23 protein-coding genes are annotated in these 21,923 nt (G+C 40.7%); all 23 read left to right on the top strand.

Translation table 11 applies throughout. From position 1 onward, the window contains the following. The first annotated feature begins 7 nt into the window (after window positions 1–7). Complete coding sequence (flhB, locus tag HQN88_RS00720; protein WP_173108380.1) at window positions 8–1,102, top strand: flagellar biosynthesis protein FlhB; 1,095 nt, start codon at window positions 8–10, stop codon at window positions 1,100–1,102. A gap of 21 nt (window positions 1,103–1,123) precedes the next feature. Next, window positions 1,124–3,157: a flagellar biosynthesis protein FlhA gene (gene flhA / locus HQN88_RS00715; protein ID WP_173108379.1), complete on the top strand. Its 2,034-nt coding sequence runs from the start codon at window positions 1,124–1,126 to the stop codon at window positions 3,155–3,157. Next, on the top strand, window positions 3,154–4,461 hold the full coding sequence (flhF, locus tag HQN88_RS00710; RefSeq protein ID WP_173108378.1) for a flagellar biosynthesis GTPase FlhF: 1,308 nt from the start codon (window positions 3,154–3,156) through the stop codon (window positions 4,459–4,461). Before flhA ends, flhF begins: the two co-directional genes overlap by 4 nt. Beyond that, entirely contained in the window at window positions 4,458–5,327 is an 870-nt protein-coding gene (locus HQN88_RS00705) for a MinD/ParA family protein (RefSeq protein WP_173108377.1), read from the top strand. The genes flhF and HQN88_RS00705 overlap by 4 nt, the downstream gene beginning before the upstream one ends. 47 nt (window positions 5,328–5,374) lie before the next feature. Beyond that, window positions 5,375–6,499, top strand: coding sequence for a protein-glutamate methylesterase/protein-glutamine glutaminase (locus tag HQN88_RS00700; protein ID WP_173108376.1), 1,125 nt, complete (start codon window positions 5,375–5,377; stop codon window positions 6,497–6,499). A gap of 44 nt (window positions 6,500–6,543) precedes the next feature. Further along, window positions 6,544–8,616, top strand: coding sequence for a chemotaxis protein CheA (locus HQN88_RS00695; protein ID WP_173108375.1), 2,073 nt, complete (start codon window positions 6,544–6,546; stop codon window positions 8,614–8,616). 69 nt (window positions 8,617–8,685) lie between these two features. After that, window positions 8,686–9,147, top strand: coding sequence for a chemotaxis protein CheW (locus tag HQN88_RS00690; protein ID WP_173108374.1), 462 nt, complete (start codon window positions 8,686–8,688; stop codon window positions 9,145–9,147). Between the two features lie 3 nt (window positions 9,148–9,150). Continuing rightward, on the top strand, window positions 9,151–9,771 hold the full coding sequence (locus tag HQN88_RS00685) for a chemotaxis protein CheC (protein ID WP_173108373.1): 621 nt from the start codon (window positions 9,151–9,153) through the stop codon (window positions 9,769–9,771). Continuing rightward, the gene (locus HQN88_RS00680) at window positions 9,768–10,262 is read left to right on the top strand and encodes a chemotaxis protein CheD (RefSeq protein ID WP_173108372.1); all 495 of its coding nucleotides are present in this window, start codon (window positions 9,768–9,770) and stop codon (window positions 10,260–10,262) included. Before HQN88_RS00685 ends, HQN88_RS00680 begins: the two co-directional genes overlap by 4 nt. Next, window positions 10,262–10,693, top strand: coding sequence for a hypothetical protein (locus tag HQN88_RS00675; RefSeq protein ID WP_173108371.1), 432 nt, complete (start codon window positions 10,262–10,264; stop codon window positions 10,691–10,693). The genes HQN88_RS00680 and HQN88_RS00675 overlap by 1 nt, the downstream gene beginning before the upstream one ends. A 19-nt stretch (window positions 10,694–10,712) precedes the next feature. Then, complete coding sequence (locus tag HQN88_RS00670) at window positions 10,713–11,501, top strand: FliA/WhiG family RNA polymerase sigma factor (RefSeq protein ID WP_173108370.1); 789 nt, start codon at window positions 10,713–10,715, stop codon at window positions 11,499–11,501. 28 nt (window positions 11,502–11,529) lie between these two features. Beyond that, a complete protein-coding gene (locus HQN88_RS00665; RefSeq protein ID WP_173108369.1) occupies window positions 11,530–12,945 on the top strand; it encodes a DUF342 domain-containing protein in 1,416 nt (471 codons plus the stop codon). Window positions 12,946–12,964: 19 nt separating this feature from the next. Next, window positions 12,965–13,285: a hypothetical protein gene (locus HQN88_RS00660; RefSeq protein ID WP_173108368.1), complete on the top strand. Its 321-nt coding sequence runs from the start codon at window positions 12,965–12,967 to the stop codon at window positions 13,283–13,285. A 25-nt stretch (window positions 13,286–13,310) separates the two neighbouring features. Next, window positions 13,311–13,892, top strand: a complete 582-nt coding sequence (locus tag HQN88_RS00655; protein ID WP_173108367.1) for a hypothetical protein — start codon at window positions 13,311–13,313, stop codon at window positions 13,890–13,892. Beyond that, window positions 13,885–14,409, top strand: a complete 525-nt coding sequence (locus HQN88_RS00650; RefSeq protein WP_173108366.1) for a hypothetical protein — start codon at window positions 13,885–13,887, stop codon at window positions 14,407–14,409. Before HQN88_RS00655 ends, HQN88_RS00650 begins: the two co-directional genes overlap by 8 nt. A 244-nt stretch (window positions 14,410–14,653) precedes the next feature. Next, window positions 14,654–15,352, top strand: coding sequence for a 30S ribosomal protein S2 (rpsB, locus tag HQN88_RS00645; RefSeq protein ID WP_056625008.1), 699 nt, complete (start codon window positions 14,654–14,656; stop codon window positions 15,350–15,352). A 116-nt stretch (window positions 15,353–15,468) separates the two neighbouring features. Then, on the top strand, window positions 15,469–16,119 hold the full coding sequence (gene tsf, locus HQN88_RS00640; protein ID WP_173108365.1) for a translation elongation factor Ts: 651 nt from the start codon (window positions 15,469–15,471) through the stop codon (window positions 16,117–16,119). 91 nt (window positions 16,120–16,210) lie between these two features. Then, window positions 16,211–16,936: a UMP kinase gene (pyrH, locus tag HQN88_RS00635; RefSeq protein ID WP_056625013.1), complete on the top strand. Its 726-nt coding sequence runs from the start codon at window positions 16,211–16,213 to the stop codon at window positions 16,934–16,936. A 3-nt stretch (window positions 16,937–16,939) separates the two neighbouring features. Then, complete coding sequence (gene frr / locus HQN88_RS00630; protein WP_056625017.1) at window positions 16,940–17,494, top strand: ribosome recycling factor; 555 nt, start codon at window positions 16,940–16,942, stop codon at window positions 17,492–17,494. 68 nt (window positions 17,495–17,562) lie between these two features. Continuing rightward, the gene (locus HQN88_RS00625; protein ID WP_173108364.1) at window positions 17,563–18,336 is read left to right on the top strand and encodes an isoprenyl transferase; all 774 of its coding nucleotides are present in this window, start codon (window positions 17,563–17,565) and stop codon (window positions 18,334–18,336) included. A 74-nt stretch (window positions 18,337–18,410) separates the two neighbouring features. Next, complete coding sequence (locus HQN88_RS00620; RefSeq protein ID WP_173108363.1) at window positions 18,411–19,205, top strand: phosphatidate cytidylyltransferase; 795 nt, start codon at window positions 18,411–18,413, stop codon at window positions 19,203–19,205. A 23-nt stretch (window positions 19,206–19,228) separates the two neighbouring features. Then, entirely contained in the window at window positions 19,229–20,374 is a 1,146-nt protein-coding gene (locus HQN88_RS00615; RefSeq protein WP_173108362.1) for a 1-deoxy-D-xylulose-5-phosphate reductoisomerase, read from the top strand. Between the two features lie 273 nt (window positions 20,375–20,647). After that, window positions 20,648–21,907 carry an RIP metalloprotease RseP gene (rseP, locus tag HQN88_RS00610; RefSeq protein ID WP_173108361.1) on the top strand — a complete coding sequence of 420 codons (1,260 nt, stop codon included), beginning with the start codon at window positions 20,648–20,650 and terminating at the stop codon, window positions 21,905–21,907. The last annotated feature ends 16 nt before the right edge of the window (window positions 21,908–21,923 follow it).

Genomic DNA, 21,923 nt, shown 5'->3' with positions numbered 1-21,923 from the left:
GAGTACCGTGTCCCAACAACTTCGTTTACAGCTTGATTTACAATGGTTTGCTGGGGAAAAAACGGAGCCTGCTACTGCCAAGAAAAGACAGGATGCCAGAAAAAAGGGTCAAGTTGCAAAAAGTATGGACTTGCCCGCGGCTTCCATTTTACTTTTTTCATTCGTGGCTTTTCTCATGTTTGGTTCTTTTATGAAAGGAAGGATTATTCATATCTTTCGGGATGTATATGAGAATCAATTAGGCATGGATGTAACCGTAGGGAACGTACAAGTGTTATTCACGGATTTAACGGTACAAGGCTTGATCATTTTGGCTCCAATCTTTATATTGGTAGTTTTAATCGCTTTTATATCGAACTACGCACAGGTTGGTTTTATGTTTATCGGTGAGCCCTTGATGATGAAGTTTGATAAGATAAATCCAATTAGTGGGTTTAAACGAATTTTTTCGATGCGAACAGTGGTGGACTTTTTAAAGTCGACTTTGAAAATGTTGATTATTGGTTATGCGGTTTATACCACTTTGATGGGGCAAAAAGCAAGGTTGTTAGGGTTAGGCCACACACCTTTAGAGAGCACATTTTCATTTATTGCTTCGGTTACGCTAACTTTGGGAATAAAAATCGGTGCTATTTTGATCGTACTAGCTATTTTTGATTTTATTTATCAGAAATACGAACATGAGAAAAGTCTCAAAATGTCCAAACAGGATATTAAGGATGAGTATAAGAAAAGTGAAGGCGATCCTCTCATCAAAGGGAAGATCCGTGCCAAACAACGTCAAATGGCCATGCAACGTATGATGCAGGAAGTTCCTAAGGCCGACGTTATTATTACCAACCCAACTCACTTCGCAGTTGCTTTGAAATATGATGCCCAAAATATGCAGGCCCCTACAGTAATTGCAAAAGGGGCAGATTATGTTGCATTAAAAATTAAGGAAGTCGCCAAACAGAATGGCGTCATGACGATGGAAAATAAGCCGCTTGCTCGAGCGATTTTTGCACAGGTGGAAATTGGTGATGCCATTCCAGCCGATCTATTCCAAGCTGTGGCAGAAGTACTAGCGTATGTATATAAGATGAAGGGTAAGACGAATTAATGTAGGGGGAGGTGCAATCTGATGAAAATCAAGGATTTATTAGTTCTAGTCGGTATTATTGGCATCGTGTTGATGATGATTGTGCCGGTTCCGATCCCTTTGCTGGACTTTTTACTTATTATTAATATTTCCATAGCATTAATGATTATATTGGTTGCTATGAATACACAGGAAGCACTCCAGTTCTCGATTTTCCCTTCCTTGTTATTGATTACAACACTCTTTCGATTGGCATTAAACGTGTCAACTACTCGTAATATTTTGGCGCATGCTGAAGCAGGCGACGTGGTCAGAACTTTTGGTTCGTTCGTTGCGCAGGGCAATATCGTCGTGGGATTCGTTGTGTTTCTCATCCTTGTCTTAGTGCAATTCATTGTTATTACCAAAGGTTCTGAGCGCGTGGCCGAGGTAGCGGCAAGGTTTACCTTAGACGCAATGCCTGGGAAGCAAATGAGTATTGATGCCGATTTGAATGCTGGTTTAATCAATGAGGTTCAAGCAAGAGAGAGACGACAAAAAATTGAGCGTGAGGCAGATTTCTATGGAGCCATGGATGGTGCCAGTAAATTTGTCAAAGGTGATGCGATTGCCGGGATTATTATCCTCGTTATCAACTTAATTGGCGGATTCATTATTGGGATGACCATGAAGGGGATGGATTTTGCAGAAGCTTTGCAAACGTTCTCGATATTAACTATCGGTGATGGATTGGTTAGCCAAATTCCAGCATTATTAATCTCAACAGCTGCAGGTATTATTGTTACTCGCGCATCATCTGAGGGTAACTTAGGCCATGATATTACAAAACAATTAACTGCACAACCGAAATTGATGTACATCGTTGCCGGTACATTAGTTATATTAGGTACGTTTACCCCAATCCATTGGTTTACAACATATCCGATTGCAGCCTTACTAGTGTATGCGGGATTCAAAATGCAAAAGAATTTGGAACGTGAAGCGATTAAAGAAGAACAATTGGTTGAAGAACAGCAGATCGAGGAAGTACGAAGTCCAGAAAGTGTTATTTCCTTATTACAAGTTGATCCGATCGAGTTTGAGTTTGGTTATGGATTAATCCCTCTTGCAGATACACAGCAAGGCGGGGATTTATTAGATCGGATTATTCTAATACGTCGTCAATGTGCATTAGAGCTCGGAGTTGTGGTTCCTGTCATTCGAATTCGTGACAATATCCAATTAAGGCCCAATGAGTATATCATCAAAATTAAAGGCAATACGGTTGCACGCGGCGAACTACTTTTAAATCACTATCTAGCCATGAGTCCTGGATTTGATGATGATTCGATATCAGGTATTGAAACTACGGAACCGGCATTCGGTTTACCCGCAATTTGGATTGATGAAGTAAACAAAGAGAGAGCAGAACTATCTGGTTATACAGTCGTAGATCCACCGTCAGTTGTGGCTACGCATTTAACTGAAATTATTAAGAAACACATTCACGAACTGCTGGGTCGTCAGGAAACGAAGGCACTTATCGAAAATGTAAGAGAATCGTACCCTGCGCTTGTTGATGATCTAATCCCTTCCGTTCTAGTTATTGGAGATATTCAGAAAGTTCTGTCCAAACTCCTGCGTGAGAAAATATCGGTTCGTGATTTGGTCACTATCTTAGAAACACTTGCGGATTATGGTACGTACACGAAAGATCCTGAGATTTTAACGGAATATGTGAGGCAGTCACTTTCACGACAAATCACACAGCAGTTCACTTCACATGGTGATTCACTCAAAGTAATTACAGTAGGCCCGTCGGTGGAGAAGAAAATTGCAGATTCCGTGCAACAATCAGATCAAGGTAGCTATTTGGCGTTAGATCCTTCATCATCACAAATTATTTATCATCGTGTAACAGAGCAAGTTACGAAATTAATCCAATCGGGACAGCAACCAGTCATTTTAACTTCACCAACGATTCGGATGTATGTTAGACAGCTTCTAGAACGAACTCTGCAAGATATACCGGTACTTTCGTATAGCGAATTAGAGCCTAGCGTTGAAATCCAGAGCATGGGGGTAGTCAATTTATGAGAGTAAAAAGATATGTTGTTGATTCCATGCCTGACGCTTTGCAAAAAATTCGGACGGATCTTGGTAAAGATGCGGTGATTCTAAATACGAAAGAAATTCGGACTGGCGGTTTTCTTGGTATGTTTGGCAAAAAGAAAATAGAAGTCATTGCGGCAATTGACGCTGCTAATGAGAAACCTGCGCCTGCTCCCCAACGAGTAGCACAGCAGATGCCACCGCAACCCAAGGTGAATAGTCAGGTAACTCAAATTAAAACTAGTTATCAATCGGATTTTCCAGATGTACCTGATGTATTAGCACCAGTAGCTATGAAGAGTGAACCAGTAGCGGTAGGTGCCGTTCCTCAACCGGACAGGCTTATGAATCCTGTAGCTGCGCATCAAGCTTATTCACCCTCGTCTGTTCAATCAACAGCCAGATCGTCGATCAAAGATGAACAAGTGATGGATGAGCTCAAACAAATGAAAGAAATGATGAAGAAGCTTACGCAAGCGACTGACGGAGATAAGCTTCCAGAAGCGTTGCAAAAGCTTGAGCAGAGACTGTATGACCAAGAAGTGAATCCAACACTTGTGAGACAGATTATGGATGAAGTTATGGCAGATTTTCAACTTGCAGATGAACCTGTTACAGAAGAAGCAGCGCATCAACTTGTTCGTTCGAAATTGGGCGAGATTCTACAAATAGATCATAGTAAGCATATATCTACTCAAACTCGCGTTGTTCATTTTGTTGGCCCTACGGGTGTTGGTAAAACGACTACGATAGCGAAATTAGCCGCGGAGCAAGTGTTGAAATACCATCGTAAAGTGGGATTTATTACTTCAGACACTTATCGAATTGCTGCGATTGAGCAGCTGAAAACATATGCTACTATTTTAAATGTGCCACTTGAAGTTGTATTTTCTCCGCAGGATTTGACAAAAGCCTTTCAAAATTTAGCCCAATGCGACATTATTTTCATGGATACGGCTGGACGTAATTTCCGTAATGAAATGTATGTTTCAGAGTTGAATTCTTTACTGAAAACGCAAGGAAATAGTGAAACCATACTCGTGTTAAGCTTAACGACCAAATATCGTGATCTACGAGCCATTACGAATAATTTTAGTAAATTCAAATTGGACAAAGTTCTCTTTACCAAAATGGATGAAACGGATTCCTATGGCGCCATTTTGAATGTTGTTCATGAGTTTTCTCTTAAGCTTTCGTATGTGACAACTGGGCAAAGTGTGCCTGATGATATTGCGGAAATGAACGAGTGGCAAATCATTGATTTGTTATTGGAGGAGCCTAGAACATGAAGGATCAAGCAGAAGGGTTGCGGAATCTGGTTCAAACACAAGTTGATAAAGGCACAAGAACAACCAGGATTATTACCGTAACCAGTGGAAAAGGTGGTGTAGGTAAATCCAATTTTACGCTAAACTTCGCTTTATCACTACAGTCTCTGGGTTATAAAGTGCTTGTTTTCGATGCAGATATAGGACTCGCAAACATTGATGTATTAATGGGTGTATCTTCAACGTATAGTCTATATCACCTTTTAAAGAAAGATAAGACGATTTGGGAAATTATCCAAAAGGGGTCTAATGGTTTAGAGTTCATCGCTGGTGGTTCTGGTTTTAATGACTTATTGCGATTAACGGAAGAAGAATTAGACTATTTTGCGGAACAAGTTATGCAATTAAACGGTTATGTGGATTTTATTATTTTCGATACGGGTGCAGGCCTATCCAAAGAAACGCTTAAATTCATACTTGCGGCAGAAGAAGCCATTGTGGTTACCACTCCTGAGCCAACATCTATTACAGATGCATATGCCATTATCAAGATGGTGAACTCAATGGGCCATGACGTTTCCTTTAAATTAGTTATTAATCGAGTTACAGATGAGCGAGAAGGAAAGCAAACAGCTGACAAAATTTCTTTAGTTGCTAAACAATTTTTGAATATTCATATTCCTACCGTAGGGTTTGTTGAGGATGATCCGGTTGTTTCTAAAGCAGTGAAGAGGCAAATTCCTTTCTCAATTGCATTTCCTTATTCAACGGCAACCAAGAGCATCAAAACGCTTACTGACAATTATATTAAGGGATATCGCGTTATTGAAACGCCTTCAACCGGTGTCAAGAGCTTTTTAAATAAAATGTTGAGACTTTTGAAATAGGATTTTTGAAAAACGTGTCGAATAAGCAAATAGAGGGGGGATGCAGCTTGGCAATATATAACATTCTTGTCGTAGATGACTCCGTCTTTATGCGAAAAATAGTAAGTGATTTAATTTCAGAGAATCCGCAACTTAAAGTCATTGGAACTGCTAAGAATGGTCAAGAAGCAATTGAACAAGTTAAGCTGCTTCGACCGGATGCTGTCACAATGGATATTGAAATGCCAGTCATGAATGGATTGGATGCGCTTAAACACATCATGGAAGAGCAGCCAACACCCGTTATTATGCTGAGCTCTTTAACACAAGAGGGAGCTTCTGAGACGATTAATGCATTGGAGTTGGGAGCAGTAGACTTTATTCGAAAGCCATCGGGTTCCATCTCTCTGGATTTGTATAAAGTTAAGCTATTGTTGCATGAGAAATTGCTAATTGCTGTACGTTCCAAAATGAGTGTCAGCCAATCTGCAAGTGTTCAATCACCTGTAACAAAGGTTAATCCCTTGTCTTTGAGATCCAAAATGATGAAAGACAATTTGAAACAGTCCGATTCCATTGCTCAGACTATCCCAACTACGACACATTTTAATCATGTAGTAGCCATAGGGACTTCAACTGGTGGTCCGAGAGCGTTACATCAAGTTATCTCCAATATTCCTGCAGGATTTCCAGCACCAATTTTAATAGTTCAGCATATGCCGCCAAACTTCACCAAATCACTAGCTCAACGTTTGAATGATATCTCTCAAATTAGTGTTGTGGAAGCTGCAGATGGAGATGTTCTTCAGACGGCTACTGCTTATGTGGCACCGGGTGGATGGCATATGGTTATTCACAAAGATCCGAACCGAACGTACAAAATTCGATTAACCAAAGATGAACCTGTTTCAGGTCATCGACCCTCAGTAGATGTGATGTTTGAATCCTTACTAAGCATGAATGAGTTGAAACGACATGTTGTTTTGATGACCGGAATGGGAAGTGATGGAGCCAAAGGAATGCTTGCGTTGAAACAATCGGGGGCAATCACAACTATTGCTGAAGCGGAAGAAACTTGCGTCGTATATGGGATGCCTAGAGCCGCTGTAGAAAATCAAGCTGCAATGCATGTATTACCTCAGCAGGAAATTGCGGTTCGTTTATCTAGGTGCGTACAGAATGAAATGATTTGAAGCAAACATAGGGTACTGGATGATTCTATTGGAGGTGTGTGGTAGTGGAACTTAGTCAATATCTATCGATGTTTATCGATGAATCAAAAGAGCATTTGCAATCATTGAATGAAAATCTTCTAAATTTAGAAAGTAATCCGAAAGATATAAGTATTGTACATAACATTTTTCGTTCAGCTCATACGTTAAAAGGGATGTCTGCAACAATGGGCTTCGAGGACATCGCAGCACTTACACATGAGATGGAGAATGTGCTTGACCTTGTCCGTAACAGCAAAATTGATATGGATCCTTACATTTTTGATTGTATTTTTAAAAGTTTGGATTCCTTGGAATCCATGGTTGAAGATATCATACAGGGTGGGACAGGTAAAGCGGATGTAAGTCCAATTGTTACCTCGCTCAGATCCATTGTAACAGGCGACTACAAAAAAGGCCAAGCCGCTGCAACTGTGGTTGCAGTAAAGGAACCAGCTAAAGGTATTGAAGTGGATGAGTTCCAATACTCAATTCTTCAACAGTCGATCGATTCAGGCTTTCTAGTTTTTTATATTGAAGTTAGTGTCAATGAAAACTGTGTGTTAAAAGCTGCACGTGCTTACATGGTTTTCGATGCTATGGAAAGAATGGGAGAAATTATTAAGTCGACGCCTTCTGTTCAAGAAATTGAGCAAGAGAAGTTTGACCGTTCGTTTTCATTGTACTTTATCTCCAAAGTTGATCAAGCAACACTTGAGAAAGAAATTCTAAATGTTTCTGAAATTGCTTCTGCTGTCATTATAACCGTGGATACGGAATCTCTTGCAGAATTATCCCGACCAATTGCAGAGATTGAAACAGCTCGTCAAGAAATTGCAGCTGCTGTTGCTGCTACAGTTTCAAGCCAAGAAGTAGCTGCGCCTAAAGCTTCAGAATTAGCTGCAAATGCCGGTGCTGTTAAACCAGCAGCAGGCGGAGCTCCTGTTGCAAGTCGCACGATTCGTGTCGATATTGAGCGTTTAGATACACTGATGAATTTATTCAGTGAGCTATTGATTGATCGTGTGCGACTCGAACAATTAGCGAGTGAAGTAAAACGAAATGACTTAACCGAGACCGTAGAGCATATGTCGCGTGTCAGCAGTGATTTGCAAAATATCGTTCTGAAGCTTCGCATGGTTCCAGTGGATTCCGTATTTAATAGATTCCCACGTATGATCAGAGATCTAGCTAAATCCTTAGACAAAAAAGTGGATCTTGTGATTACAGGTGCAGATACAGAACTAGATCGAACAGTTATTGATGAAATTGGTGATCCGTTAGTCCATTTATTACGAAATGCAGTTGATCACGGTATTGAATCGATCAGCGATCGTGTAGCCGTTGGTAAACCAGAACAAGGTACGATTCAACTTCGCGCATTCCACAGCGGGAATCATGTATTTATTGAAATCGAAGAAGATGGCAAAGGGATTTACCGAGATAAAGTTTTGAAAACTGCATTGAAAAATGGTCTCGTTACAGCGGAACAAGCAGCTAAATTAACAGATCATGAAGTGTATAACCTGCTCTTCGCATCAGGCTTTAGTACAGCGGAGAAAATTTCAGATATTTCTGGTCGTGGGGTTGGGTTAGATGTTGTTAAGACGAAGATTCAGATGCTTGGCGGTCATGTCCAAGTAGATTCTAAACCTGGCTTTGGAAGCAAGTTTTCCGTTCAGCTACCATTGACACTCTCGATTATCTCGGCGATGTTGGTGCGTTTGGGCAGCGAGAAATATGCGATTCCATTATCATCAATAGTTGAAACGTCAGCTATTCAGAAGTCGCAAATTCGCAGCATCCAAGGTACCAAAATGATCGATTACCGCAAAACGGTTATCCCTTTATTATCCTTGAGCACTTTATTCCAAGTGCCTGATTTTAACGAAGATTTGGAAGAAGAAACAGAAATTGTTGTTGTTCGCAAAGGCGATAAGCAAGTAGCACTTATGGTGGATGAATTTATTGGTCAACAAGAAATCGTGTTAAAAACATTAGGTAAGTATTTAACGGGTATTTTCGCAATTTCTGGAGCAACTATCTTGGGGGATGGGCAAGTTGCTTTGATTATTGATCCTAATGCATTGATTAAATAAACCATATTCGTTTAAAGCTGATGCTTACAAAGTCAGTTTTCTGACGAAAACTTTGAGGAGGATTTGACAATGGGAGAAGAAAAGAAAGTAATTGTCTTCGCGCTTGGATCGGAAGAGTATGGTGTAGAAGTAGAAAAGGTTAGAACGATCGAAAGAATGCAACCAATGACACGTGTACCTAAAGCACCAGAATTTATTAAAGGTGTTATTAATTTGCGTGGTATCGTAATTCCAATTATTGATCTACGTGCTAGATTTGGTCTTGAAGAGGTAGCTAGTACGGATGCAACACGTATTATTATCGTTTCTGCAGCTGAATTTGAAGTAGGTTTGATTGTTGATTCGGCCAATGATGTTATTGATGTCGATACAGATAATATTGATACACCGCCAGAAGTTGTTGGTGGCATTAAAGCGAAATACTTGGATGGAATTGCGCGTGTTGGCGAGAGTCGACTATTGGTACTTCTAAACCTAGAGCAAGTTTTGAATCGTAGTGAAATTCAGCAGCTAGAAAGATTTGAGGAATAGCTTGTGGATGTTTTTAGTCAATTAGAGGATTTTCAATTAGATGTGCTTAAGGAAGTAGGTAATATTGGTGCAGGGCATGCAGCGACTGCGCTTTCTACCTTACTAGATAAGCCAATCGATATGTTGGTTCCAAAAGTAAGAATGTTGCCTTTCGAAGAAATTTGCGAAAGCGTCGGCGGGGCTGAGACAGTTGTACTAGCCATTTTCTTACGTGTTGAAGGGGATGCCCCGGGAAATATGTTCTTCATTCTTGACCTAGATGCTGCCAAAAACATGCTTCTTGATTTGGTTGGTTTATCGATTACAGATCAAGAAGAGTATTCAGAGTTAGAATTATCAGCACTGAATGAAATTGGAAACATACTTGCCGGTTCTTATTTATCCTCACTTGCTGATTTTACGAATTTAAATATGCAGCCGACGGTTCCAGCGCTGGCGATCGACATGGCTGGTGCAATTTTAAGCTATGGTTTATTGCAATTTGGTCAAATGGGAGACCAGGCTCTTCTCATTGATACTAAATTTTTGGAAGGGGAGAATGAAGTGCAAGGGCACTTTTTCTTAATCCCTGATCCGGAATCGTTTGGTAAAATCTTTTCGGCATTAGGGGTAGTCTCTCCATGACGCTAGAAAACTTAATTAAAGTAGGTATGGCTGACTTGAATGTTGTTCATCAAATTGGTGTTTTGAAGACAACAGGATTAGGATCATGTGTAGGTGTCACCCTATACGACAGCCGATCAAAAGTAGCAGGAATGGCTCACGTCATGCTGCCTTCATCTGAAATAGCACGAGAAGGTTCATTAAATATAGCTAAGTATGCAGATACGGCTATTCCAGAGCTTATTTCGAGAATGGAAAAGCTAGGAGCCAATATAAGTAAGCTTGAAGCCAAGCTGGCTGGTGGTGCTCAAATGTTTGCATTTGCCGGAAATAATGATACGATGAGAATCGGACCGAGGAATGTAGAATCTTGTAAAGAAATGTTGAATCGTTACAAGATTCCAATTCTGGCAGAGGATACAGGAGCTAATTATGGTCGTACGATTGAATTCTTTAGTGCGACAGGAATCCTCCAGATCCGTAGTGTTCAATTGGGAGTAAAGGAAATTTAATGATGATTGGTACTATAAGAATAAATCTCATCGTAGCTTTGTTGGCTGGAATATTTACGTTTGCCTTATCAATAGGGAACAATCTATTTTTGTCATCCTGCATCAAAGCAGGATACAGCTTTCTCATTCTATTCGTTGTAACATTTGGTTTTAGATGGGTCTTAGGGTTGTTAATTGGACCTGTTTCTTCACTTGAGGATACACCACTCGAGAATTCCTCATCCGGGGTTGGTCAAAACTTAGATTTAAGTACACCCGATGAGGATGAGGAAACACGACAAATGATGAAGTCGATCCACGGGAATCAGACAAAAGATGCACATTCGAATGACATGCAATTTTCACCATTGAATCCACCTAAGCTAGTCACCAAGAATAATTTGGACCCTGAACAACTGGCGGGTGCCTTGAGGCGAATGTCTGAAGATTAAGGATGGTGTATCATAAATCATGATTGATCAGAAGCAAGTTCAACTTGCGAATATTGAATTGTGGAAGCAGTGGAAGGAACAAGGCCTAATTGCTGCGAGACAAGCACTCATTGAGAACTATTTACCATTAGTTGAGTATGTTTCAAGTAGATTAGCTATTGGTCTTCCTAAAAGTGTTTCCAAAGACGACCTGTCCAGCTTTGGCGTTATGGGTTTAATTGATGCTATTGAGAAGTTTGATTATGCACGTGGGTTGCAATTTGAAACCTATGCTTCTTGGAGAATTCGTGGGTCAATCATTGATGGATTACGACAAGGTGATTGGGTTCCAAGGTCTGTAAGAGAAAAAGCGAAAAAAGTAGAAGATGCTTATCAAAAGCTTGAACAGCAGTATCTTCGATCTGTAACGGATACGGAGATAAGCAATTTTTTGCAAATTAGCGAACAAGATTTTCAGCAAATGTTGCAAGACATCTCCGTGACGACGATTTGTTCCATTGATGATCCCATACGCGAAGAAGAGTCAGAGACCAGATTATCTCTTATCGTTGATGAGAAAGCCAAGAACCCAGAGTCGCAAGTGAACGAGTTTTATTTGAAAGAATCATTGGCGAAAGCAATAGATCGCTTGACAGAAAAAGAAAGAACCGTTGTTTCACTATTTTATTTCGAAGAGTTATCATTAAGTGAAATTGCTGAGGTCATGTGTTTATCACCATCTCGCATTTCTCAATTGCATTCAAAAGCGATCTTAAGACTTAAAGGTGTACTCGGACGATTTAAAAATCAACTTTTTCAAGATAATTAAACTTATTCTGAAAGTATGGAAAGGTGGTATGTCCGTGAGTGAAGGGAACATGCCTTTGGATTTCTTCATTGATATTACTGTATCAGATGATAAGTTATCTGCTCATCTACTTATCAGTAATACGGATGATGCGTTTAAAGTCTCGATTGGGCAATTATTAGACATGGTTCAAAAAAATCGTATTATACATGGAGTAAATCAAGTTGTGCTTGCAGAAATTGCAGCAAATCCAAAATCGTTTCTACTTAAGAAGACATTGATTGCGACGGGAACTAAACAGGTAGATGGTCAAAATGGGTATATTAAATTATCTTTTGACTTCGATGACAATGAAAAAAAACCTTTGGAGCTAGAAGACGGCCGGGTCAATTATAAAGAAGTCGTATCTATTCATAATGTTAGAAAAGGACAATTGATTGGTCAACGGTTTTTAGCTACTGCTGGTTCGCCTGGACGTGCAGTTACTGGTGAAACGCTTTTTTCCAAATCAGGAAAAGAAGCTAGATTCAAAGTAGGTAAAAATGTTGTTACAGATGCGGATCAGATGGGGCTATACGCAACAATTGATGGCATGGTTGTCCGAACGGATCGTGATAAAATAAATGTATTCCCTGTTTACGAGATTAATGGGGATATCGATTATAATATCGGAAACATTGATTTTATCGGTACAGTTGTTGTTAGAGGCAATGTTTTACCAGGGTTCAAAATTCGGGCAGCTGGAGACATTCGTGTTACCGGTGGTGTTGAAGCCGCGGAGCTTGAAGCAGAAGGATCGATTGAAATCTCAGCAGGTATTGTAGGGCAAAATAAAGCTTTTATCAAGGCTGGCAAGAATGTGAAGAGTTCTTTCATCCAAGATGCCACAATTGAAGTTATAGGCGAACTAAACGTTTCTCAAAGTATCATGCATTCGACGGTGAGAGCGGGCAAAAGTGTCAACTGTGTAGGGGCAAAAGGTTTAATCGTAGGCGGGACAATTCAAGCTGGAGAACGCGTTACGGCTCGAACAATTGGGAATTCAATGTCAACTGCAACGGTTATTGAAGTAGGAGTTCTGCCAGAATTGCGTAATGAAATGATTCAACTTCGTAATCAACTAAAGTCACTGTATGAGAATATGGAGAAGACGAGTAAAGCGCTTACTTTGTTGGATCAATTAGCTGCTGCGGGTCAGCTCAGTCCTGATAAACTAGCTATGCGTATTAAACTTAACAATACGAAGAAACAGTCGGTGGACGAACAAGTATCGATTAAGGAACGGATTTTGGAGATCGAGAAATCTCTAGAGGATTCTGAGAATGCCAAGGTTCAAGTTATTTCGACGATTTATGGTGGTACCAAAATTGTCATTGGTCGTTACACGAAATTTATTAAAGATCCAACTAATCGAATGACATTCCGATTAAGTGATGGCGATATTGTTATGAGCGCAAATGTGTAAGTGTGGGAGGGAGTAGACGATGAGTTTTAAAGCCATCGATTTACAATTCGCTGTACACAAGAACGATGAGGCTGGTATTAAGCAGAATCAATTGATGCAGAAGCCGCGGCAAGATGGAACGAATTTAGAAAATCAAGCCATACAAACCACGGAACGTGACCGAGGACGGGCGAGCAAACTTGAAGAGAGTGGGCGAGCTGATATCTTGGATCGTCGTGAACAGAAAAAAACGCAAATAGGTAAAAGTAAGACAAGAGGGCAATTAAACAACCTTTCTACGGATCCGGAACACCAACCGGACCATCCTTATAAAGGTCATCATATTGACTACTCCCTCTAACTTGCTATAGGAAAAGGTGAACTTTATGGTTATGCAGCCGGTGCTCTATGTCATCCTTCTTGGACTTGTGATGGTTGTTTATGCAAGATTTATACCGAAGGAACAAACGACGGCTTCATCCGCAAATGCTACGGTTGTACAGGAAATCGAAGATACGATAGAACATTTCGCGGCTGAGATGGATGAACAAAATCAAGCAATGCTTGATCTATTTTCAAAGACAAAGCAAGATTATGAAGTGGAGCTTGCTAAGCTAGCTGGCCGTTTGGAAACCTTGGAGCGTCAGAAGCATGAGCTGTCCAAAGAACTTACGACTCTACATGTGAATCAGCCACAAGTTCTTTCTCCGGCTGAGATGCTTAGTGCACTGAACACGCCTAATCATGGGATTCCTGCATCCGTGAACGTAACCGAGATTGATCCTGAACCTGTTCCTGTGGAGCCAGTCTATGTAGGATTAAGTATGAAGAGTAGATATTCCGAACTATTTACTTTACATGATCAAGGGAAAAGCGTGGAGGCTATTGCCAAAAAACTTACTATGAATAAAGGCGAGGTCAGTTTGATCCTTCAGCTTTCAAGACAGGAGGAACGGACCCGTGTTTAAAAATAGAGCTTTAGTTACTGGCATTGGGATAGGTATTATAGTTGGCGCTATTCTTCTTCAAGTGATGCTTACTCGTCCAAGCAGCCCGAGCAAGTCAGGTATATCCTTGGAGGAGATGGACCCACAGAAGCTCAAAGAAGAGGCCTCAAAATACTATTTAGTGCTTGAGAAAAATGTGAAAATGTACACGCAAGCGGAATTAGATTCAGCCATCCAGAAGAAGATAAAAGAGGAAACAGACAAGCTAGCTGCGGCTAAACCACAGCCACAAGATCAACCCAAAGCAACTGCACCCGCGGCGCCTTCCAAGATCGTCATTTATGTGCAGCCTCATCTCGATGCAACTGCTGTAGCAGATTTGCTTGTTAATTCAGGTGTCATTACGGATCGTAAAGCATTTATTTCGGAGCTGGATAAGCAAGGCGGAAGCACCAAAATTCAAGTTGGCTACCATGAGTTCGTAGGTGTTCTGGATGTACAAGCGATTGTAACGAACATCATAACCAAACAATCATAAGTTTGTTAAAAGGATCTTCTTTTTGAGATCTTTTTTGTTTGTTTCTACATAAACTATCCAATTCAAGGGAAGAATGACTTTCAGGATAAAAGGTTGCACCTTGTTTTCAGTTGTGGTATATTTATTCACGGTGTTAAAAACTCACGCCCGTCAATTTGCATAATGGTGCTTACTTCGGTAGGTTTTATGCAAAGATGCGAGGGGCGGCGGATACCAAATAAACCATTTAGAGGAGGGATTGGGGATGGCAGTTATCTCCATGAAACAGCTTTTAGAAGCTGGCGTACATTTCGGTCACCAAACACGTCGTTGGAACCCGAAAATGGACAAGTATATCTTTACTGAAAGAAACGGTATTTACATCATCGATCTTCAAAAAACGGTTAAAAAAGTTGAGGAAGCTTACAACTTTGTTAAATCCGTATCCGAAGACAATGGTACAATCCTTTTCGTAGGAACTAAAAAACAAGCCCAAGATTCAGTTGCTGAAGAAGCAGAACGTTGTGGCATGTACTTCATCAACCAACGTTGGTTGGGTGGTACATTGACTAACTTCCAAACCATTCAAAAACGTATCGATCGCTTGAAAACTCTTGAAAGATGGGAAGAGGACGGCACTTTCGAAGTTCTTCCTAAGAAAGAAGTTATCATTCTTCGCAAAGAAAAAGAGCGTCTTGAGAAATTCCTAGGCGGAATCAAGAACATGAAAGGTTTGCCAAGTGCACTTTTCATTATCGATCCTCGCAAAGAGCGTATTGCTGTAGCAGAAGCTCGTAAATTGGGTATCCCAATCGTTGGTATCGTTGATACAAACTGCGATCCAGACGAGATTGATTATGTGATTCCTGGTAACGATGATGCGATTCGCGCAGTTAAATTGTTAACAGCGAAAATTGCTGATGCAGTTATCGAAGCACACCAAGGCGAGCAAACAACAGCTTAAATTATAGCAATGTGAAAAGGGTGGTTGGAAGGTGTAACAGCCTGTCACCACCCTTTTTTTAAAGAATAAACTAGTGTTACATATAAACAATAACATTTAACAGGAGGTTTCTTCTAATGGCAGTTACAGCAGCACAAGTAAAAGAGTTACGTGAAAAAACAGGTGCAGGGATGTTAGATTGCAAGAAAGCACTTGAAGAAGCAAACGGCGATATCACTAAAGCAGGCGAACTTCTTCGTGAGAAAGGTCTTTCTGCAGCAGCTAACAAAGCTGGACGTATTGCTACAGAAGGCGCTGTAGAATCCTACATTCACGCTGGTGGTAAAGTAGGCGTTCTTGTTGAGATCAACTGTGAGACTGACTTCGTTGGTAAAACAGAGCAATTCAGAACGTTTTGTAGAGACATTGCTATGCACATCGCAGCAGCAAACCCATCGTATGTTCGTCGTGAAGAAGTACCAACAGAAGCTTTGGAAAAAGAAAAAGAAATTCTTCGTAACCAAGCTTTGAACGAAGGTAAACCAGAGAAAATCATCGACAAAATGGTTGAAGGCCGTATTGGTAAATACTACGAAGAGTTCTGTTTAATGGAGCAAGCATTCGTTAAAGATCCAGACAAAACAATCGACCAATTGTTGAACGAGAAAGTCGCTGCAATCGGGGAGAACATCACCATTCGTCGTTTCGTTCGTTTCGGACTTGGTGAAGGTCTTGAGAAAAAACAAGAAAACTTTGCGGAAGAAGTTATGTCCCAAGTTAAACTATAATAGGCATTCAAAAAAGATGGAACACTTGGTGTTCCTTCTTTTTTAGCCCTTAAAGATATGGATTTATGCATGGAAACGGAGGTCATACAAGTTGGGTCAACCTTTTTATAAAAGAATAGTGCTTAAATTGAGCGGCGAAGCTTTAGCCGGACAGCAGGGATATGGCATTGATTCAGAAGTGATTACCTCCATTGCTCAACAAGTGAAGGATGTTGTAGAGTTAAATGTTGAAGTTGCTATCGTTGTTGGTGGCGGGAATATCTGGCGTGGAATTGCGGGTAGTGAGAAAGGAATGGATCGTGCAACAGCGGATTACATGGGGATGCTTGCTACTGTCATGAATTCACTTGCTTTGCAGGATGCATTGGAGAACCTAGAGGTGCCAACAAGAGTCCAGTCCTCCATTACGATGCAACAAGTTGCTGAACCTTACATACGTAGGAGAGCTATGCGCCATTTAGAAAAGGGTAGAGTAGTTATTTTCGCAGCGGGAACAGGTAATCCCTATTTCTCGACCGATACAACGGCTGCCTTGAGAGCTGCAGAAATTGAAGCAGAAGTCATTCTTATGGCCAAAAATAAAGTGGATGGCGTTTATTCAGCTGATCCGTTCAAAGATCCAACAGCAAAGAAATTCGAGACGTTAACCTATATGGAAGTTATAAGCAATAACCTTGGTGTCATGGACTCCACTGCATCTTCCCTTTGTATGGATAACAACATTCCGTTGGTTGTGTTTAATATCACGGAAAAAGGGAATATCAAACGAGTGGTCCTTGGCGATAAAATTGGGACTACAGTTAAAGGGAGCGTATAAACCATGCCTCAATCAGTGAAGAAGAACGCAGAAGATCGGATGGATAAAGCAATTGGAGCTCTAAGAAGAGATTTGACTTCTCTTCGTGCGGGTCGTGCAACGCCATCGTTATTAGATCGTATTCAAGTGGAATACTATGGCGCAATGACGCCTGTTAATCAATTAGCTAATTTGACAACACCAGATTCACGTACTCTTCTCATTCAACCATGGGATAAGAGCTCTATGTCTTCTATTGAGAAGGCGATTATGAAGTCCGATTTAGGCTTAACACCATCGAATGACGGAATCGTTATTCGTATCGTTATTCCTGCATTAACAGAAGAGCGTCGTAGTGACTTGGTGAAAATGACGAAGAAATTTGGCGAAGAAGCCAAAATTGCGATTCGTAATATTCGCCGTGATGCGAATGACGAAATTAAAAAGCTTGAGAAAGCAGGAATTTCTGAGGATGAGTCCCGTAAGCATCAAGAGGACATTCAGAAATTTACTGATAAATTCGTAGCTGAAGTTGAGAAAGTTTTGGCTGCTAAAGAAAAAGAAATCATGGAAGTATAAGATAGATATGCCCCCGGGTATTCATTTGCTGGGGGTTTTTCATCTTTCCCTAGTTGGGAGGAACAACTGTGCTCAAGCTATTTAAGAAATGGTTAAATCCAACACGTAAGCCTGTGAATACATCAGCAGCTGATATAGAGCTGGACAAAGTACCTGCGCACGTTGCGATAATTATGGATGGAAATGGTCGATGGGCCAAACAAAGAGGCTTGCCTCGTGTAGCTGGTCATCACTCTGGTATGAAAAATGTAAAGAAGATTACAATGGCAGCCAATGATATTGGAGTCAAAGTACTAACTATGTATGCTTTTTCAACTGAAAATTGGAAACGCCCCAAAGAAGAAGTTGAGTTTCTAATGAAGCTTCCTCAAGAGTTTTTTCCTTTGGAAATTGAAGAATTAATTCAGAACAATGTGCGTATTCGAATGACCGGTTGGAAAGATGGTCTACCTGACTATACGCTGAAAGCTATAGAAGGTGCGATCGAGCGAACAAAAGATAACACGGGTCTTATTTTGAATTTTGCTTTAAATTATGGCGGACGTAAGGAAATCATTGCAGGTGTCCAGGATATGATGAAGGATCTGCAAAACGGAAACTTGAACCCGGATGAGTTGAATGAATCACTCTTTTCATCCTATATGTTAACGTCAGATTTGCCTGATCCCGATTTGTTGATTCGTACGAGTGGAGAATTGCGATTGAGCAACTTTTTACTATGGCAACTAGCATATTCGGAATTATGGTTCACAGATGCCTATTGGCCAGAATTCACAGAGGACTTATTTATGCAAGCCATTGCTGAATATCAGCGCCGCGCCAGAAGATACGGTGGTATTTAACATCTGATTGTGTAATCGTTTTTCACTAAAAGGATGTCTTAGAGATAAACGTTGTTCATCTAGGGGGATTCAACTTGAAACAAAGGATCATAACAGGCGTTATTGCCGGTCTTGCATTTATTACTCTTCTAGTCCTTGGCGATTTGTGGTATGCAGGCTTAATCGTACTCGTTTCTATTATTGGTTATCGCGAGTACTTACAAATGAATGGGTATATGCCATTTAAACTCACAGCTGTTGCAGGACTTCTAGCACTTTTATGTCTGACAATTCCATGGGGGTTGTTAGGTATAACGTGGACATTCTCTTTTACAGCTGTTATTTGGTTGGCTATGTTTGTACTGCTTTTCATTACAGTTGCTTCCAAGAATAAAATAACGATTGACCAAGTATCTGTGATTTTACTAGGTGTCGTTTATATTGGATTTGGTTTCAACTATATGATCGAGGCTCGTTTGGCGGATAATGGGTTGTTTTGGACGATCATGGTGTTTGTTTGTATATGGGCATCGGATGCAGGTGCATATTTTGTCGGTTCGAAGTTAGGTAAGCACCCCCTATGGCCACAAATTAGCCCTAAAAAGTCGATTGAAGGAGCACTTGGTGGAGTAGTTATTGCAATGATATTAGCAGTATGTTTTGCCTTGTACGCACCCGATCTCTTAAGTGTAGGGAAATCACTCTTATTAGGATTTGTTATTGCAGTAGTAGGACAAATTGGTGATTTAATTCAATCCGCTTATAAGCGTGTTAAAGGAATTAAAGACACGGGAACTTTGTTGCCAGGTCATGGTGGCGTACTCGATCGGATGGATAGTTGGTTAATTGTTTTCCCCTTTATCTATCTGCTCAATTTAATTCCTAACTAATTCTCATAAGCGGGGTTGAACATATGAAGAAAATTGCTATCTTGGGATCGACAGGATCCATTGGTACTCAAACATTGGATCTTGTACAGCATTCGCCAGAAAAGTTTCAGGTTGAGGCGATATCTGCAGGGTATAACAGTGATCTTGTCATTGAGCAGGCTAATCAATTCCGACCTAAGCTCGTTTCTGTTGCTACGAAGGAACTAGCTGAAACTGTTGCTAGTCAAATTCCATCAAATATTAAAGTGCTTTATGGTGAAGCTGGATTGTTGGAGGTCGCTGCTGCTACAGAAGCGGATTTGCTTGTAAGTGCATTAGTTGGGAGCCAAGGATTAATACCCACTTTAGCCGCGATTGAAGCAGGTAAAGATATTGGACTAGCCAACAAGGAAACCTTGGTGAGTGCAGGTCACATTGTAACTGAAGCTGTAACGCGTAAAGGTGTTGCCTTATTACCTATTGATAGCGAGCATTCTGCGATTTTTCAATGTTTAAATGGTGAGAAGCGGTCTCAAATTGCCCAGATCACGATTACGGCTTCAGGTGGTTCATTCCGTGATCGTACTCGGGAACAACTAGTAGGTGTTACCGTGGAAGATGCACTTAAGCATCCGAATTGGTCGATGGGGGCCAAAATCACGATTGACTCTGCAACCATGGTGAATAAAGGTCTCGAAGTGATGGAAGCACATTGGCTCTTTGGATTGGCATATGAGGATATTAAAGTGTTGCTTCATCCTGAAAGTGTCATTCACTCTTTCGTTGAGTTTGTTGATCATAGTGTCATCGCTCAGTTAGGTAATCCCGATATGAGGGTTCCCATACAGTATGCGTTAACGTATCCAGATCGCTATCCAACACCAACAACACGATTAGATTTAGCAGCAATTGGTAAACTTCATTTCCGTGAGATGGATTATACACGATTCCCTTGCCTGCGCATGGCGTTTGAAAGTGGTAAACAAAGTGGAATTACGCCTACTGTGTATAATGCAGCTAATGAAATTGCGGTGGCTCGTTTCCTAAAAGGTGATATTTCATTCCTACAAATTGAGGATATTATCGAAGCTTCTCTGCAAAAACATGAGTCATACGCTAACCCTACAATTGAGGTTATTCACGAACAAGATCAATGGGCTAGATCGTTTGCAGCGTCTATCCGTTTCTAGATGTAAGGAAGAGATGAGGTCAGCTTGCATGGCTCAGCTCTTCTTTTCAATTTCCGACACCGAGATTGTAAAGCGAAGTCTATATATTTCACTTAGTTCGTATAATGACCTGTATGGGCATAGCTTGTATTCAGCCGTTCAATAGTGGTAATCTAAGAACAAGAACAGCTGATCTGAAGTAGAGGCTTAGAAGGTAGGCTCATTTACCGAAAGCGCCGGGTCATTGCTACATAAGGTAGTTTTCTGAAGAAAACCCGAAGGAGGAAATACGACTTGTCGGCTATTGAAGTTGGGTTAAAGGTAATTCTGTTGTTTTTCGTTCTCGTTACGATTCATGAATGGGGTCATTTTTACTTTGCAAAACGTGCAGGTATTTTAGTTCGTGAATTTGCGATTGGCTTCGGTCCCAAAATATTTTCATATAAAAAAGGGGAGACCCGTTATACATTACGGATTTTACCGATTGGTGGATTTGTTCGTATGGCAGGGGAAGACCCGGAAATTGTCCAAGTTAATCCTGGGCAGACGGTTGCTATTAAATTAAATAAACAAAATGAAGTCACATTTTTATATCTAGATCAATTAGATCGTCGTTCTAACGTCATCATGGGTGTCGTGGAACAAATTGATTTAGAGAGAGCACTTCGTATATCCCTTGATGTCGACGGTGAGAAAGTGACTTATCCGATTGATCCGCAAGCCATGATGGTCACGAAGGGAACAGAAACGCAAATAGCTCCATATGATCGTCAATTTGGTTCAAAATCCGTAGGGAAACGTGCCATTGCTATCGTTATGGGTCCAGTCATGAATTTTATCTTGGCCATTGTCTTGTTCTTCATTGTGGTGATAATGTCTGGTGTGTTCACGAATGTAAAGCTGGATTCCGTTCTTGCCGGTAAAGCGGGTGAGAAAGCTGGATTGCATAAAGGTGACGTTATCATTTCCATAGATAAGCAACCAATTGGTGATGATAGAGAGAAGATGGTTACGGCGATTCAATCTTCAGCAGGGAAACCAATGACTTGGGTCATTGACCGCGCTGGTAATCCGCTTACACTTCAGGTTACACCTGAAATGGAAGATGGAGCTGGTAAACTTGGCGTTGTTATTAGTGGAGATCGTAGGAGTGCTACCTTTGGTGAGGTTTTCACAGGTACCTACGATTCAGTCGTTGGTACTACGATTGGCATTGTAACAGGCTTACAAAAACTTGTTATGCTTCAGTTTAAACTCGATGATTTAGGTGGACCAGTTCGGACTGCACAGGTATCTGCTCAATTTGCCAAAATGGGACTTAGCTCCTTAATTGCATGGGCTGCCACTTTAAGTTTGTATCTTGGAATATTTAATTTATTGCCAATCCCTGCACTAGACGGAAGCCGTCTGCTTTTCATGGGCTTAGAAGCATTGAGAGGAAAACCGATAGACCCGAACCGAGAGAGTATGGTTCATTTTGTTGGTTTTGCACTACTGATGCTGTTGATGGTAGCTGTTACATACAATGATATTTTACGATTGATTAAGGGTTAGTCCTAATCTGTGGGAG

The sequence above is a fragment of the Paenibacillus qinlingensis genome (assembly GCF_013204845.1).
Classification (GTDB): Bacteria; Bacillota; Bacilli; order Paenibacillales; family NBRC-103111; genus Paenibacillus_E; species Paenibacillus_E qinlingensis.
Note: the sequence above shows the minus strand (reverse complement) of the source record. Positions and strands in the feature narration are given on the sequence as shown.

Excerpts from the sequence above, each read along its gene's own strand:
- flhA (WP_173108379.1), top strand. The coding sequence starts at position 1,124 with ATGAAAATCAAGGATTTATTAGTTCTAGTCGGTATTATTGGCATCGTG.
- flhF (WP_173108378.1), top strand. The coding sequence starts at position 3,154 with ATGAGAGTAAAAAGATATGTTGTTGATTCCATGCCTGACGCTTTGCAA.
- HQN88_RS00705 (WP_173108377.1), top strand. The coding sequence starts at position 4,458 with ATGAAGGATCAAGCAGAAGGGTTGCGGAATCTGGTTCAAACACAAGTT.
- HQN88_RS00690 (WP_173108374.1), top strand. The coding sequence starts at position 8,686 with ATGGGAGAAGAAAAGAAAGTAATTGTCTTCGCGCTTGGATCGGAAGAG.
- HQN88_RS00680 (WP_173108372.1), top strand. The coding sequence starts at position 9,768 with ATGACGCTAGAAAACTTAATTAAAGTAGGTATGGCTGACTTGAATGTT.
- HQN88_RS00675 (WP_173108371.1), top strand. The coding sequence starts at position 10,262 with ATGATGATTGGTACTATAAGAATAAATCTCATCGTAGCTTTGTTGGCT.
- HQN88_RS00670 (WP_173108370.1), top strand. The coding sequence starts at position 10,713 with ATGATTGATCAGAAGCAAGTTCAACTTGCGAATATTGAATTGTGGAAG.
- HQN88_RS00665 (WP_173108369.1), top strand. The coding sequence starts at position 11,530 with ATGTCCGTGAGTGAAGGGAACATGCCTTTGGATTTCTTCATTGATATT.
- HQN88_RS00660 (WP_173108368.1), top strand. The coding sequence starts at position 12,965 with ATGAGTTTTAAAGCCATCGATTTACAATTCGCTGTACACAAGAACGAT.
- HQN88_RS00655 (WP_173108367.1), top strand. The coding sequence starts at position 13,311 with ATGGTTATGCAGCCGGTGCTCTATGTCATCCTTCTTGGACTTGTGATG.
- rpsB (WP_056625008.1), top strand. The coding sequence starts at position 14,654 with ATGGCAGTTATCTCCATGAAACAGCTTTTAGAAGCTGGCGTACATTTC.
- tsf (WP_173108365.1), top strand. The coding sequence starts at position 15,469 with ATGGCAGTTACAGCAGCACAAGTAAAAGAGTTACGTGAAAAAACAGGT.
- frr (WP_056625017.1), top strand. The coding sequence starts at position 16,940 with ATGCCTCAATCAGTGAAGAAGAACGCAGAAGATCGGATGGATAAAGCA.
- HQN88_RS00615 (WP_173108362.1), top strand. The coding sequence starts at position 19,229 with ATGAAGAAAATTGCTATCTTGGGATCGACAGGATCCATTGGTACTCAA.